This window comes from Sphingomonas sp. Leaf208 (genome assembly GCF_001421415.1).
GTDB lineage: Bacteria > Pseudomonadota > Alphaproteobacteria > Sphingomonadales > Sphingomonadaceae > Sphingomonas.
The window spans coordinates 87,023-102,960 of sequence record NZ_LMKH01000038.1 but is presented as its reverse complement, the minus strand read 5'-3'; the positions used below and the strand labels follow the sequence as shown (position 1 = coordinate 102,960).

The following is a 15,938-nucleotide window of genomic DNA, read 5'->3' as shown; positions in this document are numbered from 1 at the left end:
CAGGCGCAGGCACTCGACCTTGGGCTATCTCAGCCCCATGGACTTCGAGAAGCAGGCTCATGTAGCCTAACTTGGTGTCCATGGGACCGGCAGCAGCTCATCAATAGGATTGAGAGGGTGAGTTGGACCGACGAGCCAGGGCACAAAAAAGGCGACCGAAGCCGCCCAAGTGTACGATGCCGAAAAGGGGCTAACGACATGCGCGTATTAGGTTAGGTTGGCTGACCAATTTATGCAACCTAGCCATGGCCCGAACATAGAGGATTCTTTGTAACCGAGCGTCAATCGTTGGCAGGATGATCAACAAAAGTGGGTCGTGCGAGATAAAGAGGAACGGCTTGCCGAACTTCGTGAGCAAGTCGAAAAGCTCCGTCTCCTCCAGAATAAGTCTTGAAGTCGCATCGCTTTGGAAGACGTAGGTCAAATGGGCACCTCCCGCAGATCGAGCTTCTAGCGCATCAGGCCGGCTGCCGTTCGAATGCCGGAGCACTTTTCACTGGGCCTCTAGAGCCTCCATTGCCCTGATAAGAATTGCAAGCTAACGGTAAGTTCATGCCCGCTTCCGACTTGGGCGTCCATGCGAGCATACCGGCAATATTACCGCACCCGTCCACGCTTTGATTGTATAATCCGACAGGCAAGGTCGTCCTAAACGCTAGACAGGTACAAATACTCCTTCTGTAGCACTCGCCCAAATCGCTCATGCTTCCCACTTCGGCCTTTCCACATGAGGATCGAGCGCGTGGGAATCGTACACCGGTTGCGCCTGCCGGGGAGGCTCGCGCCGTGGAACATCAGGGACCGGGTCGGGTAGGGTAGGGTAGGCAGCCCGACGCCGAACTGGCTTCAGATATGTGCCATTCCCGTGCATTGCTGAAAAACCGCTATAGCCTAGTCTTCCTTCCGCCACTTGTTGATCAGGAGCCCACGCTCGTTGCTAGAGTAGCCCAGCTCCGTGCAGCGCGATCGCTGAAGATTGCAACGCCGTTCTCGTTGAACAGGTTTCTGGCGTGAAGCGTAGGTCGACGCCGCCACTCGGAGCGCAGAGTACGCCCTCTATGCGCCTGTTGTTCTTTGACTTATCCTCATTCGGAAGTCTAGGCCGGCAAAGGAGGTGGTCAGTTCGCACACGGCCCCTACATAGCCGTCTGCGATAGTTTGAAATTGGTAGGCTGAGTTTATGAGTGCGTTGAGCGAAGATTTACGCAACCGTGCAGCCGCTGACCGCGCAGCAGCGGAAGACGCGAAGCTGCCAAATAGGAAGGCCGCGCTTTTAGCGTCCGCCGCCAAACTTGATGAGCTCGCGGCTCACGCCGAGCGTGCAGAGCGCTTGAGTATCGGCCGTTCTTGATGACCGCATGGAACAGCGCATACCGCCTTAGTAGCCGTTGCAAGGAATTCTACTTCCTAAACGATCTATGACTTGCAGACCCTAAAGGAAGGCGTACGTTGCCCCAATGAGCCAATCACCTGACGTCAGCGATGCCGTCGGCCGTTTAGGGTCAGGACCCATTGATGTGAGAGACGCGATCTGATTCAGGCTCCGTGAGGAGACTGAGGATGAGCGACCTGTACTGGCTAACGGACGAGCAGATGGCACGCCTGCGGCCATATTTCCCAAAGAGCCATGGCAAGCCGCGAGTTGACGACCGGCGGGTGTTGAGCGGCATCGTTTTCGTGAACCGCAATGGGCTGCGTTGGCGTGATGCGCCCAGCGACTACGGCCCGCACAAGACGCTCTACAATCGCTGGAAACGGTGGGGTGAGATGGGTGTGTTCCTCCGCATGATGGAAGGTCTGGCTGCCGCTGATGCCGACCCAAAGACCGTCATGATCGACGCGACGTATCTGAAGGCGCACCGCACGGCATCGAGCCTGCGGGTTAAAAAGGGGATCTTGGGCGCCTGGTCGGTCGCACCAAAGGCGGTATGAACACGAAGCTCCATGCCGTGACCGACGCAAACGGCCGTCCGCTCAGCTTCTTCATGACCGCTGGACAGGTCAGCGACTACACCGGTGCGGCCGCATTGCTCGACGATCTGCCCAAGGCGCAATGGCTGCTCGGCGACCGCGGTTACGACGCCGACTGGTTCAGGGATGCCTTACAGGCCAAAGGCATCCAGCCATGCATCCCAGGTAGGAAGTCTCGGCTCGAGCCCATCAAATACGACAAACGCCGCTACAGGCGCCGTAGCCGTATCGAGATCATGTTCGGACGGCTGAAGGACTGGCGCCGCGTTGCGACCCGCTACGACAGGTGTTCGACGGTCTTCTCGTCCGCCATCGCCCTCGCTGCCACTGTCATCTTCTGGCTTTGATCAACGAGTCCTGACCCTAGCAACGTGTTGCAAAAGATGTGAATCGGATCCTATTTGCTTGCCCGCGTAAGTCAGCTTTTTACATCCGATTCCGGGCTGTATTGTCGACCCGTAACCGCGGCATTAAGATTGTCGGCTGAGAACCCGTGGAACCTCGCAAAAGAGAACAGTATCCTATCTATTTTCTCTTAAAAACGAATGCATAAAGGGAAACCGTAGTCACCCGTATCTGACCTTCCCGGGCGACGGGGTTGACGTGCCGCTACTCGCACTTAATAAGGCTTCCGAAGTCTGTGCGGACTGTAGAAGTGGTGAGTTCGTGCATACGTGGTTTTGGTTTCCACGGTTCAACAGCGCTAGCTTTAACGGAAGTAACTGGTATTTGGGGCGCACGCCGCCACCGGTTTCCTGGAATTGGGCAACGGATAGGGACGGCGCACGAGCGTCAGGCGCGCGCCGTCCCGCTTTTCCTTGAAGATACGATTGCTCGAATCGGTTGATCGCGCATAAACCCTACGAATGGACGGGCCGACACCGAAGCCGAAAGAGATAACAGACGCTGAATTGCTACGCGCCTATCAACAAACAACCGGACGAGCGAACGACATGATCGCCAACGCTCTGCTTGCTGAAATTGCGCGACGCGACCTCGACGTATGATAGGCAACCGCGACGTCTGGATGAAGGCTAGGGCGATTTTAGCTAAGCATTACAACCTGACTGCAGTTTATATTATCGCGCGTCTGGCCGGCGATCCTCAGCGATGGTGTTGCGGTCGAGGACTGGCGCCGAATAGCTCAGGCGATCGACATGGTTATTGAGGCCAAGCAACGGTGACGGCCCGCATCATCAAAAGTGTCGCGCTTGCTGCCAGGCTGTCGGAGGAGGCTCGGCTCGCTTTGTTGGCCGCGAAGTTCAATGGCTGCAGGTGGATGCTCTCGTCGCCTTCGTCCAAGGCTATCGATGAGCTACGGAGCCTAAAGCTAGCGCGGGAGTTCAGAGGTGAGGCACATGTCACCATATCAGGACTGAACGTTCGGGCGATCGTCATCCGATCAAGCTACCGTCAAAAGGCGGTGTCCCAATAGCTACCCAAGCGACGTAGCTGTTAAACGAGCGCGTTGAGCTATGCCGTTACGCTCTGGCTGCGGCCGATCTCTTTTTTCTGCGTCGCGTCTTCCAAGAACCTGATCAGCTGCCAGCGCTTGGGGCGGCGCCCATAGGCAGCGAAGCGCCAAACGAATGGTGTCGACACGTCCAGCGCTGGTTTGATCAAGAGATGAGCGCAGGATCTGTACCGCTAGATCAACGGTAATTCGCCTTTGCCGCTGTTTCCTTATCTGGAACGAAACGTGGACAAAATTACAATGACTCGCCATGGTTGTACGATGCCGACTCTGTACGAGCGACGATGAGGATGCGGTGACCGAGCACGTTGTACCGTACATGTAAGAAAGTCGCATGGAATGCGTTGAAGGCCGGACGCTTTCAAATCAGGTAGGGGCTACGTGTATGAACGCCTTTCGCGAGATGACGGTCGCGGGTTAGCAAGCTCTGCAAAGCGAGTGAGTCTCTTACAATAGTAATTTAAGTTTATGCCGAATCGGCAGCGTTGACGTTCAATAGCGTCGTGATGGACCGTAGCCTGAGCGCGGCCGCTCGGTCATACTTCCTCGCTCTCCGTTTTGCTTTTGCGCCGCACCTCGAAGAGCGAGGAATTTCTTATTTCACAACTTGATAGCGTAAGCCATCAACGTGGCGAGTAACCGTGTTCGCTTTCAGACCAAGCGTCCTAACCCCCTTCAGCCCCGGCGTGATCAGGCCATACTTCGAGCCGTCCGATAGCGATCGGTCGGCATGTTTGATCTAGGCGGTCGTAGCGGACACTGGGTAAGGGGGGTATTGGAGATGAATTACGACGTTGGTTGTAAAGGCACCGATGCGTTGTGCCTGATCAGAACTGCAGGTTGGCTACGCCTGCGGTGCTGCCCAGCGCCGAGTAAATGTAGTATGTGTTTCCGCCATGCTCGACTTGACCATCGATCCCACGGTTTGATGGTGCGATCCTTTCGTTAGACTGGAAGGGAGCCGTATGGGACAGGTACGTCACGGGAGCGCCACGACCACGCACGCCGTCAGAGCAGCAATACAGCGATCGCAAGCTTCGCTCTCGACGCTGAGCCGGGAGCTTGGGATAAACCCGAAGACGGTGGCGAAGTGGCGTAAGCGAACGACGGTCCAGGATTTGAAGACCTGGCCGAAGGCCCCTCGCTCCACGACCTTGACCAAAGCCGAGGAGGCAGCGGTCGTCGCATTCCGGCGCCACATACTCCTGCCGCTCGACGATTGCCTCTATGCGTTGCAGCCGTCGATGCCGCATCTGACACGCTCAGCGCTGCACCGCTGCCTGCAGCGTCATGGCATATCCCGTCTGCCGGACATTGAGGGGGACAAGCCGAAGCGACAGCGCCGCAAGCGCTACCCTATCGGTTTCTTCCACGTGGACATCGCTGAGGGGCAGACCGCCGAGGGCAAGGCTCTCCTGAGCTCGTCGAAGGGCTCTACCTGTTCGTCGGCATCGACCGCACCAGCAAGTTCGCGGTCACTCAACTCGTCGACAAGGCTGACAGGCGGACGGCTTGGGAGTTCCTGGAACACCTGCTGGAAAGCCTCGCCCTACCGCATTCACACGATCCTGACCGACAACGGCATCTAGTTCGCCGAGCAACCACGCAACCGCAACACCGCCTGGTCGCGCCAAATGCGCTTTGACATGATCTGCGAAGCCAATGACATTGAGCACCGGCTCACCAGGTCGAACTATCCTTGGACCAACGGTCAGGTCGAGCGGATGAACCGCACGATTAAGGAAGCGACCGTCAAACGCTTACACTACGAGAGCCACGAGCAGTTGCCGGTGCACCTCGCCGACTTCATGGCGGCATACAATTTCGCCCGCCGGCTCAAGACGCTCAGTGGCCTCACGCCTTACGAATACATCGCCAAAATCTGGACGTCAGAGCCGGATAGGTTCATCGTCGATCCGATCCACCAGATGCCGGGACTAAACACCTAGCGGGGCGTAGCTTGGATTACAAACTGTGTTGTCCATCTGTCTGAAATGGATCATTCTCTTGAGCGGCAGGGTATCTCTGCTGGAGACGGCGCAGGTCACCCAGATGGCGGTCGTAGCGGCGCATTTTTCCGCCCCACCATGGCTACCTAAAAGTACAGTTCCGCACTGGGGTGGAATTTTCCATGGGTTACTGAAGTCAAATGGTACCGATGAACCATCCCTCGGTTGGTGATTTTGAGCCTACCTTCGACCTCAATGACGGCCTTCACTTTAGTAAGCTCCTCAACAATGTCTGTTTCGGTTGAACAACTTGCCCAGCAGACGCCATTAAATTCTGCGGTGAGCAAATAATCTTTTGCTCGTTGGGAAAGCTTACCAGCTTCAACGGCTATCAGTGTAGGTAGCCTAGACAAAGTTTGTTCCCCGAGCCGACCGATTGGAAGCGCGTGAACGTTTTATGCACTCAGTTTTTCCTAATGAGAAATGATCATTGAGGCGCGGGGACGTGACACATCGAATTGTAAAGAAGTTTCGCCGTTACAGTTCGGGGTCGTTGACCGCCTCCAAAACGGGTAGTTTTCAGAAATTCGTTTCAGGACTACGACGATGACGGCGCGGTGTGCGGTATTGCGTATACAGAGTAGGGGTATCGATACCGCTCTACCCCGCGGAAAGCCGCGGGGCGCGGCGGAGGATGTCTCTGCCGCGACCGCCTCAGCTTAGACGCAGTGTGCGCCGGCAGGGCTGTTGCGCTTTGCCGGTTAAGAAGCCGTAGATCCAAGCGCCTCTGAGGTTCGGGGCCAACTGGTCATCGTAAGGGCATTGCGCCACGCTGCCGTTAGCCGTCCGACTGGCATTCAGTCCGTCCTCAAAGCTGCGCTCCATCATCCGATCGATGCCCTTTGAGGTGAAGCGCACCCCGATTGTTCGTTCGCTGCTCATGATGGGCAAACCGATAAAGCAACCAACCTTAACAATTGTAAACTTACATCATCGGAGGCCTAAAATGCTGACGAACGTTGCGGTGAAAGCCGCGCGGCCGCGTGCGGCCGCCTACAAGCTGTTCGACCAGGGCGGCCTGCACCTCTACGTGGCACCGACTGGCCGGAAGTCTTTCCGGATCAAATTCCGCTTCGGCGGGAAGGAACTGCTACTGACCATCGGCGCTGTTCCCGAAGTGTCGCTCGATGCTGCCCGGGCCCGGTGCGACCAGGTGCGCGTGCAGCTCGGCCGCGGCGAGGATCCTCGGACTTGTGAAATTGTACAAACCGGAAAAGCATGTCCTTTCGAGAACGTCGCGCGCCAGTGGCACGCGCACATGCGCCAGCGCTGGACCAACGTGCATGCCGGCGATGTCCTCGCGAGCCTCGAGCGCGACGTCTTCCCAGCGATCGGCGCGATGCCGATCCGCACCGTTACCGTGCCTGTGATCCTGAACGCGCTACGCGTCATCCAGGAGGGCGGCGGCCTCGTCACCGCGAGCAGGTCCGCGCCTATTTAAATATTATCGAGACGTATCGTGGTTAATTGTGCACTAGTAGTGCGTAATTTTACAATCCGTTGCGTTGATAGCACTTCGCGGTGGGAGATGGCGGGCGTTAGGTGGAAGACAACGTTTCGTGAGATGGATGTCGCGGCCCATCCAAGCTTGACGCTCAGATGGTAGATTAATCGAAAATGACCGGTATGTTGCTCCTGATTAACAACGACAGGCGTATTGACGTTTTGTGATGGACCGGCGCCCGAGCCCGGCCGCTCGGTCATACTTCCTCGCTCTCTGTTTTGCTTGCGCCGCACCTTAGAGAGCGAGGACCTTTCTACTGCGTCACCTCTTAACGGAAGGCATCCAGAAGGCGGGCACCGTTCCTCGGTTTGATTAAGCGGGGCCACCCAGTTTGATACGAGGGTAGATAGGCCGTTTGCCTTGTCATCCGTCAGCAGTCGACCAGCGCTGACAACCCGCGCGTCACGGCTGGTGGCTCATTTCCGTGATGCAATAACAACCTTGCCATCCTTCGCACACGTCGTTCAAGGTCCAGATTGGTATTCGATCCCGCCTGATCTACGATACGTCATACGTTGCCGGTTCGCGTAGGCTGTTCGCCGCCTGATGCTTCACGCGTGCCGTATTTCGCCCGCGCAGCGAGAACCACGCTGGCTCTGATGCTGTCGCCATGTCTATTCCTTCCTATGGTGGGCCGAATTGAAGGCTGAACAGTTCAGGCCATGCTCTGAGCTCTTCAGCAGGTAAGGAGCCGGCCCGCCTTGCGTTCACACGGCGCTTGAGGCGGGCCGTTACCCCTTGAGATGACCTAAACGTGAAGGCACTTAAGAGGCGTCGAGCGCGCCGCTAACGCGTTCGGTCGGCCCGCCTTTTGTACCCCTGGGGCGGGCCGTTATACTTGATCTAATTAGCACAATCAGACAGGTCCGTGAGGCGTCACTCTCACACCGAGCGACGTCCTCTGCTCTCCGTAACGATACCCACAATGTGGGCGGACAGGGGTTTGGTTTATTGAACCGGATCTTGATGCCCGTCACTTGTCCGTTCGCAAATGCAAGGTTGATCCCGTCGAATCGCACTCGATCCCACCCGGCCCGCCCTTCCACCCGTTGGGGCGGGCCGTTACCTATGAGCTTGCGTTCGGAGCCAGGAGAACAAAACGGTTGATGCTGGCTCGCGCCCGAGTCATATTGGTGTCTCATGGAACAGGCGGGACGCTTTACTGTCTGTTAGGAAGGCGTCGCTATAGCGGTAATCGGGGCCCTTGCTTCCAGTGTGAGTACCTCAGCGCCCCGCCTGCTTCAGTCACACGGACAAGCGGGGCGCTTATCACCTTATCGGGGCCCTATCGCCGCCGAAGCCTGCCGTGCCGCTCTCGCCATTGTCAGATCATTGTACCAGCAATTCATGGGTCACTGCTCCTTCAGGCCATAGGTCGCGGTGGAAGAACAATTCAGGCTCTTCCATCGGTAACAAACCCACTATCTGTCCAGAGCAGCCCAGCCCGTACCCTTGCGCAACGCGACCGCAGCGGCATTGTGCGCTCCCGTGGAAATAAAGATACGTCCTGCCAGCACGGTGTTCAGTGCGCCAATCAATCCTTGGGCGATCCCACGGCGCCGGTATCCGTCAGCAACAACGAGCTTATTGACGTAATCCTTACTTATACAGCCTCCGTGCTGCCAAGCCACATAGGCGACAACCATATCACCTATCTCAGCCACCAGCATCCGGCGTTCAACGATCTCAGCGATTCGATCACCGGGAAACGAGTCGAATGTCATGATCCGTGACAGATCATACGGTTCCGCAATACGAGTAGTAATCATCGCTGCCCCTTGAGTGGATTGACGTGTCACCCCACCACATCAAATATAAGTAAGGCGGCGATTACTCGACTGGCGTTTTACTACCCCTTTAGACGTACCCATCGTAAGACAAGGTGGACCGCCAGCGCAAGGAAGCCCGTAATGACATTTCGCACTTTCAAGCTTGCCCCCCCCGGATGGACGGGAAAGGATCAGCGCGCTGCTGTCCGCATCGTGGTGGACTGGGAGGCATCGGTCTCTGCTGCAAAATTTGGCACGTGTGCGGTAAAAGTCACGGATTGCACTGTGCGGGGTTGCCGTATCGAAACGAACTTAAGCGTTACAGTTGGCACATTTGTTCGGATAGCTATACCGAATTTCACGGATATTCAGGGTTGGGTAGCTTGGAGCAGCCCAGCGGCAATTGGCATCGACTTCGCGCATCCTTTGCCAAGCAAGGTTCTCGAGTATCTAATTGAGCAGAACGATCCGTTTTGAACGCTGTAATAGGTAGGTCGCTGTAACGAGCTAGCGTATCGCCTGTTCGTGCGATTACCGTTTCGTTTATCTCAACCACTTCAGGGTAGTACAGCGTGGAGACGTAGATCTCGAGTATGCGTAAAGAGAGGGGGCCACGCCCCACCCAAATCCGCACACCCCGTGGGGCGTACAACTTATCCGATCTGAGAATCCTCCACCGACATGAATTATCTGAGGTCCGTCGCGTCCGGCTTTTTTTAAATCATGCCGGTTTCACGAGCCTTCCGACAACTTTAGCGTCAAGTCGGACGATGCTGATCGAACCACAGACGGCGTCGGCAAAGGGAAGGCTACTTGGGGGACCACTATGATAGCGTGGACCAATCTGCCGAGCGCACCTGAAGAACCGTGACGGTGCCCGTGACGCCGGTACCGACGAAGCTGAGAACGGCCGCGATACCGCCCGAAGCTGGCAGGCATCATAGAAGACGGCTTATCTTTCATATCAGGGAACGCACCCCGCTCGACCCAACTCTTCCTCTGGTAGTACAGCGTACTGTGTGGACCGTAAAGGCTCGGCCTGTTATGCTACCGCACCTCATTAGGTTGGCGAAGACGATACCCCTTAGCGAGTGTCGACCATCCAGTTGGGGTCTGCCGTAGTTCGGGAAAGAGCGGTTGCAGCCGCGCCGTCACCTTACCCTACGTCAGTACAGGTTGCTCATCCTAGGTATCATTAAGTCGCCTGGACCGGATCGAGCCTCTCGTACCAATGGCTCTTGACGTTTCTGTGATCTTTAAGAAGCGCTTGCGAAAATAAACAATCTATTGTATCTGCCAAGCGTGGATAAGTTCTGGATCAAAAAGGTACATCAAGAGGCTAAGCCTCTTCGTGGAATTGCCATAAGCTTCGCGTACGTTTTACCTTTTTGGATATTTATCGGATATCTCGTAATCCGGTTGGTTATCAATTGATAACCACATGTTAATTTCTTGATAATTGAATCTTAACATTTTAACTTCTGAGTGTCTTGGGGACTGGTGCGATCGCTTCCCGGAATTTCCACAACTGCTGGTCTGCGATTATCTAAGAGCCCGACCGAAAATTGAGTTGAGCGATTTCAGTAGCTTGTGATTCACCGGGGGTTGCGAAGACCACGAGGATCACATGGGCTGGACTTGACCTGCTCCCCGTTTTCAGGCCGCTGATAACTTAGCTTCGGTGTCCATATGCCCCTGGCGGGGGCGGTTCGTAAACTCGGCGGGTGCCATCCCGCCAAGACTGCTGTGCGGACCCACGGTGTTGTAGTCCGTCCGCCATGCCTCGATGATCCGTCTCGCCGCAGCCAGCGAGGGGAACAGGTGTTCGTTCAGACACTCGTCGCGCAAGCGACNCGGTGTTGTAGTCCGTCCGCCATGCCTCGATGATCCGTCTCGCCGCAGCCAGCGAGGGGAACAGGTGTTCGTTCAGACACTCGTCGCGCAAGCGACCAATGAACGATTCCACGAAGCCATTCTGCTGCGGCTTCCCCGGGGCGATGTAGTGCCACCCGACCCCGGTGTCCTGACACCAGGCGAGGACGGCATGACTGGTCAGCTCGGTGCCGTTGTCGCTGACCACCATGCACGGCAGCCCGCGACGCTCGGCGATGGCGCTCAACTCGCGAACGACCCGCCGACCCGACAGCGAGGTATCGACGACGCATCCTAGGCATTCCCGGCTGTAGTCGTCGATGACGTTGAGCATGCGGAACCGCCGGCCGCAGGCCAACGAGTCCGATACGAAGTCGAGCGACCAGCGCTGGTTGGGTNGCATTCCCGGCTGTAGTCGTCGATGACGTTGAGCATGCGGAACCGCCGGCCGCAGGCCAACGAGTCCGATACGAAGTCGAGCGACCAGCGCTGGTTGGGTTCTTGCGGRATCGCCATCGGCGCCCGCGTGCCCAGCGCKCGCTTGCGACCRCCACGCTTGCGCACCGTCAGTCGCTCCTCGCGATACAGCCGATACACCTTCTTCAGGTTCATGCCCTTGCCCTCCCGCTTGAGCAGGATCGCCAGCCGTCGATAGCCGAAGCGACGACGTTCGTTCGCGATCTCGCGCATCCGYTCGCGGACAGCATCGTCCTTYCCGCGARGCGGCTCATATTGCCACGCCGACCGGTTGACCCCGATCAGCCTGCAGGCGCGACGCTCGGAGAAGCTGTGGTCGGCCATCAGCTTCTCCACCGCAGCGTAGCGATCTCCAGACCGGGTCAGTTTTWKCCCAGCAGATCCTTCAGCGCCGACACGTCGAGCATCGACTCCGCCAGCAGCTTCTTCAGCCGGCGGTTCTCGTCCTCGAGCGCCCGCAACCGCGCCGCYTCCGACACGGTCATCCCGCCGTACTTCGCCTTCCAGTTGTAGAACGTCGCRTCACTGATCCCATGCTTCCGGCACARSTCGGCRGTCTTCACGCCGGCCTCATGCTCGCGCAGCACGCCAATGATCTGATCCTCGGTAAATCGGCCTCGCCGCATCACTCGTCTCCATCTGACGAGCTAACTTACCAATGGCATGAGCCGGCCTCATGCTCGCGCAGCACGCCAATGATCTGATCCTCGGTAAATCGGCCTCGCCGCATCACTCGTCTCCATCTGACGAGCTAACTTACCAATGGCATGATTTCTGGGGAGCAGGTCAGACTGACAAGGTCGATCTCATGCGAGACGCGAAACGCGAGACACGGCACCGGTTCTGATCGAAGTCTGGCATAGCAGAAATCTTGCCATCACCACGTTTGGTTAGCCGGTATTGTGTTGCTAGATCAATGCGAGGTATCTGGAGATCAATAACACATCGCCGAACGTGCGTTACGCAGTATCGTCGCTGGATAGCGTAACTGGCTGCTCGCAGATTAGAAGACGGGCGGTTCGCTAAGGTCATTGGAAAGATCGCATCGGATTTAGCATCTGCGATAAGATCGCCTCATGCTGCGAAACTAATCTGTGCAAACCATAAAGCTACCTTAATAAGCGACATAGTCCGCAGCCTACCAGCCGAAATAAAGAAGAAATCACTTTTACGTAAAGAAGATAGATAATTACCGGATATTATTCCTGTCGTAGATTATAAAGATTAGCATTTGATTATTGATATATCAGTTGACTATACTAAAAAAATGTAAAAATATATTAGTTACAACGTAAATATATGCGTGGGCATTGTGCCAAATTAATCTCAAATCAGAAATAGGGTAGGCGGAGGTAGCGCCGGCTATATTCTCCTGCGTCCATCAGAGCTTCTATATTTGGCACGCTTATAATTCGACCTAAATGCCCTATCAGGTTATCCGTTTGTAAGGCTTTAAGCATCCGATTAACATGGACCGCGGTCATCCCGGTCGCATCGCCGATTTGCTCTTGAGTTAGCCGTAACTCGTACTTCCCGTCGGCTGGATGCCGCTGCAAACTTATGCGGTCCAGGTATTCACAAAGAAAGTGCGCCAGTCTCGTTCGAGCACTCCGTCGTCCTAAATTGAGCATCCATTCGCGAGCAGTTGAGGCCTCGATAAAAGCGCCTACTAATAGCGAATGGGCTACTGCAGGGCGCTCAGCCGCCAAACTTCTAATTGCCGACGCATCAAAAAATGAAACTGAGCACTCCTCCACGGAACGTAGATCGTAGTCAGAAAACTCGAGAAAAGCATTCTGAAAATTTAATACGTCGCCAGGACCGTGGAGCGATACGATTTGGCGATCACCTTGGCTCGTCAGTTTCTGCCGGACTGCGAAACCTTGAGTGAGTATCGCGCATTTGGAAACTGATTTACCTTCCCTCCCTAAAAAATCACGCGGCGCAAAAGATCGTGATATCATAGGTATTGTTAAAATTGCGCGTTGATCATCCAGCGAAAGTTCACCTTGGGCGCTTAACTGAAAGATCAGGGCTTCATGACTGTTAAGCAAATTAAGACCATCCGACGGAAAGGCTGCGGTTATATGAGAGTGTATAATCTCTCATACATCAACATGAATCTGCAAACTAACTAATTGTTACTCTCGATTTTGCATCCGGCGACCATACCCTGGGAAACTGCCGAGCCAAGTGAACCGTACGGGAAAGGTGGCGCTATTACTCTACGTGCTACCGAAATAATAAAAATAGCGGTAATATTGTTCGTTAGATTAAAATATGTGACATTATTACACAGGTTATCAAAAATCGACGCATATTGCGCTCGCGAGCATGAGGCTCGCATGAAGGCGGCGTAGTATGCCGAAAGCATTCGGTAAGCGAAACAAACTCTACTGGGAGAAACCGAGCTGGTCTGAGATCGCTACGTTGCAGTAGAGAATCGGTGCCTACTCCCGGCTTCTCAGAACGTCTAGTCTTGAGGCTGATTACGCTGCAAATTGGTTGGCATGGCAATATGGACCGCTCCACATGCAAACGGCGTAGTTCGCTAGCAGATGTTTGGGACTGCCAACCAGCGCCGTTGGTTCGACTATCTATGGTTGGCGATCCCGATTAGCGTGAGCGCGTAGGCATTAACCTGGGGAAGGTGTGTCAATTGTACCGCGATAATCGGCTACCAAAGCGCAGTCGCGAAGACCGCGAGCGCGCTGACGGCGCGAGTGTGTATGGCGATCCTTAGCAACCAACCGGTGATGGTCGGCCTGACAACGCGCTCGGACTTATTGGCCTGCAGCTACAGGTTCTATTGGCTGAATGAGCAATGCCCAATGCGTATCGTTGACACCTCGCTATCAAGCCAACTCGTTGTCCACGAGCTAACGCCTTATCGCCCCCAGCTTGGGCATTTGAATCGATGCTAAGACATGGACGGTCTAAAAATCCAAGCAGATCAACTGGTTATCGGAATACCCTGTTTTCCCAATTGGTCGCCAACTAATTAAATAGGGCACATTTTTTGCCGGATTCCATGTGCAACATCGCTCTGCGTTGGGTTGGCAGTGGTCGTGTAGGCCGATAGTAGAGGTATGATCTACAGGAGATAACATGACGATAAAGCCGCTGCGCAAGGCCGTATTTCCGGTCGCTGGACTGGGTACGCGCTTCCTTCCGGCTACCAAGGCCATGCCGAAGGAAATGCTCACTGTCGTCGACAAGCCCCTGATCCAGTACGCCGTCGAGGAAGCGCTTGAGGCGGGGATCGAACAGATCATCTTTGTGACGGGCCGCAACAAGGGCGCGCTGGAGGATCATTTCGACATCTCGTACGAGCTCGAGGATACGATGCGGTCGCGCGGCAAGTCGCTGGATGCGATCAGCAATATCCGGATGAAGCCCGGTTCGCCGGTCTATGTCCGGCAGCAGGAGCCGCTTGGCTTGGGCCACGCGGTCTGGTGTGCCCGCGAAATCGTCGGCGACGAACCTTTCGCCGTCCTGCTCCCCGACGAGCTAATGGTTGGGAAGCCCGGCTTCATGAAGCAGATGGTCGAAGCGTATAATCAGGTCGGCGGTAACGTAATCGGCGCGCTGGAAGTGCCCGATTCGGAAACTGACAAATACGGCATCATCTCGCCAGGCGCGATCGACGGTCGGCTGACCGAAGTGACCGCGCTCATCGAAAAGCCCAAGCGCGGCACTGCGCCGTCGAACCTAATGATCCCGGGGCGCTACATCCTTCAGCCGGACGTGATGCGGATCCTGGAAACGCAGGAAAAGGGTGCTGGTGGCGAAATCCAGCTGACCGACGCGATGGCGCAGCTGATCGGCAACCAGTCGTTTCACGGCTTCACCTTCGACGGCCAGCGCTATGACTGCGGCGACAAGGCTGGCTACATTCAGGCGAATCTTGCGATTGCGCTGGCGCGTGGTGATATCGGACCGGCAATAAGAGAGTTTGCTAACGGGTTGCTGAACGCCTGACTAAAAGCACAGCACTATGCGCTCTTTCCAGAACTTAAACTTAGTCAGCCTCCTTGTCCGAGACAGGCTCGACGATCGTTAGGTGAGGGGGCGGCAAATGCCATTGTTCTAGTTGTTGGGCAAGGCGTGGTTACGGCACCTCTATTGATGTGGCGTTACCAAAGTCGCATGCTGGAGCCGTCTAAAGGCGCAAGGTTTTCCACCTGGCCAAGTGTTTTCCGCCCTTTCAAAGTGCGAGGCCCGTACACCGGACGCCGCGCCGGTTTACATCGGACTTGCGGTTTGGGAACATTAACAACGGGGTAAGGCTGGATAGAAATTCAATCTAACGAGGCTATAACACTAAAGGCGTAGACCAGTATTTAGTTGTCTTAATAAAGCTAGATTTTATTATAGATCTGTTCGCTTTGAGTTGATTATAAAGATCTAGGAGGATTAGGTGCCAGATTTTGCCACTCAGTGCGGACAGGCGTCCGCCGAGGGGACTGAAGCTGGTAACAAGAAAAAGCGGTAGTTTGGACTATTGTCCATATACCGAGGAGCACGATCCAGTACTGCGGGCGTTATGGCAAAATGCCTTTGTTACTGCCGGTCTCTACAATGTAACGTAAATATACGACGCGTCATAACGCACTAAGGGTACCTATAGGTAGCCAAGTAGTCCATTTCAGCTTTGCTGTTAGTAATCCATGGTGGTTTGGGGGGGGGGCACTATCACTTACGTGATTTTCTTCACAGATTTACCCAGATGCAGACCTCGTTCCGGAACAGAGATACTAGCAACTTGTTTCTGCGAACTGGAGGCTGTCGCTCGATCTGAAACTGTTGGCCAACACCAATTTTATCTAATTAAGCCGAGACATACGTACGACTAGGTGTGT

The 15,938-nt window shown here is 55.3% G+C and carries 8 protein-coding genes and 3 pseudogenes; 6 read left to right on the top strand and 5 right to left on the bottom strand.

Annotated elements, in window-relative coordinates; translation table 11 throughout:
• The first annotated feature begins 1,560 nt into the window (after positions 1 to 1,560).
• The 4 genes and pseudogenes from ASE69_RS21710 to ASE69_RS20520 all read left to right on the top strand — a co-directional run bounded on the left by ASE69_RS21710 (position 1,561) and on the right by ASE69_RS20520 (position 6,895).
• Positions 1,561 to 2,318, top strand: a protein-coding gene (locus tag ASE69_RS21710) for an IS5 family transposase (RefSeq protein WP_156362454.1) whose coding sequence is annotated in 2 segments (ribosomal slippage) — positions 1,561 to 1,894 and positions 1,894 to 2,318 — 759 coding nt in all. Because the reading frame shifts where the segments join, the coding sequence is not laid out codon by codon here.
• Between the two features lie 519 nt (positions 2,319 to 2,837).
• Complete coding sequence (locus ASE69_RS22350; RefSeq protein WP_156362453.1) at positions 2,838 to 2,978, top strand: hypothetical protein; 141 nt, start codon at positions 2,838 to 2,840, stop codon at positions 2,976 to 2,978.
• A 1,432-nt stretch (positions 2,979 to 4,410) separates the two neighbouring features.
• A pseudogene (locus ASE69_RS21705) lies at positions 4,411 to 5,394 on the top strand (IS481 family transposase).
• A gap of 1,006 nt (positions 5,395 to 6,400) precedes the next feature.
• Complete coding sequence (locus tag ASE69_RS20520; RefSeq protein WP_056490939.1) at positions 6,401 to 6,895, top strand: tyrosine-type recombinase/integrase; 495 nt, start codon at positions 6,401 to 6,403, stop codon at positions 6,893 to 6,895.
• A 1,484-nt stretch (positions 6,896 to 8,379) separates the two neighbouring features.
• Here ASE69_RS20520 and ASE69_RS20515 read toward each other — a convergent pair.
• On the bottom strand, positions 8,380 to 8,727 hold the full coding sequence (locus tag ASE69_RS20515; protein ID WP_235519021.1) for a GNAT family N-acetyltransferase: 348 nt from the start codon (positions 8,725 to 8,727) through the stop codon (positions 8,380 to 8,382).
• Between the two features lie 141 nt (positions 8,728 to 8,868).
• On the opposite strand from ASE69_RS20515, the gene ASE69_RS22345 reads away from it, so the two are divergent.
• Positions 8,869 to 9,204, top strand: coding sequence for a hypothetical protein (locus ASE69_RS22345; protein WP_156362452.1), 336 nt, complete (start codon positions 8,869 to 8,871; stop codon positions 9,202 to 9,204).
• Positions 9,205 to 10,383: 1,179 nt separating this feature from the next.
• Here ASE69_RS22345 and ASE69_RS23165 read toward each other — a convergent pair.
• The 4 genes and pseudogenes from ASE69_RS23165 to ASE69_RS21695 all read right to left on the bottom strand — a co-directional run bounded on the left by ASE69_RS23165 (position 10,384) and on the right by ASE69_RS21695 (position 13,130).
• Positions 10,384 to 10,518 carry an integrase core domain-containing protein gene (locus tag ASE69_RS23165; RefSeq protein WP_414883537.1) on the bottom strand — a complete coding sequence of 45 codons (135 nt, stop codon included), beginning with the start codon at positions 10,516 to 10,518 and terminating at the stop codon, positions 10,384 to 10,386.
• 63 nt (positions 10,519 to 10,581) lie between these two features.
• Positions 10,582 to 10,997: pseudogene (locus ASE69_RS23160) on the bottom strand (integrase core domain-containing protein); the annotation flags it as partial.
• A 1-nt stretch (position 10,998) separates the two neighbouring features.
• A pseudogene (locus ASE69_RS23155) lies at positions 10,999 to 11,702 on the bottom strand (IS3 family transposase); the annotation flags it as partial.
• A 705-nt stretch (positions 11,703 to 12,407) separates the two neighbouring features.
• Complete coding sequence (locus tag ASE69_RS21695; RefSeq protein WP_156362451.1) at positions 12,408 to 13,130, bottom strand: Crp/Fnr family transcriptional regulator; 723 nt, start codon at positions 13,128 to 13,130, stop codon at positions 12,408 to 12,410.
• A 1,054-nt stretch (positions 13,131 to 14,184) separates the two neighbouring features.
• Between ASE69_RS21695 and galU the strand changes: the two genes are divergently transcribed.
• Positions 14,185 to 15,057, top strand: coding sequence for a UTP--glucose-1-phosphate uridylyltransferase GalU (gene galU / locus ASE69_RS20495; RefSeq protein ID WP_056490933.1), 873 nt, complete (start codon positions 14,185 to 14,187; stop codon positions 15,055 to 15,057).
• Positions 15,058 to 15,938 lie beyond the last annotated feature (881 nt).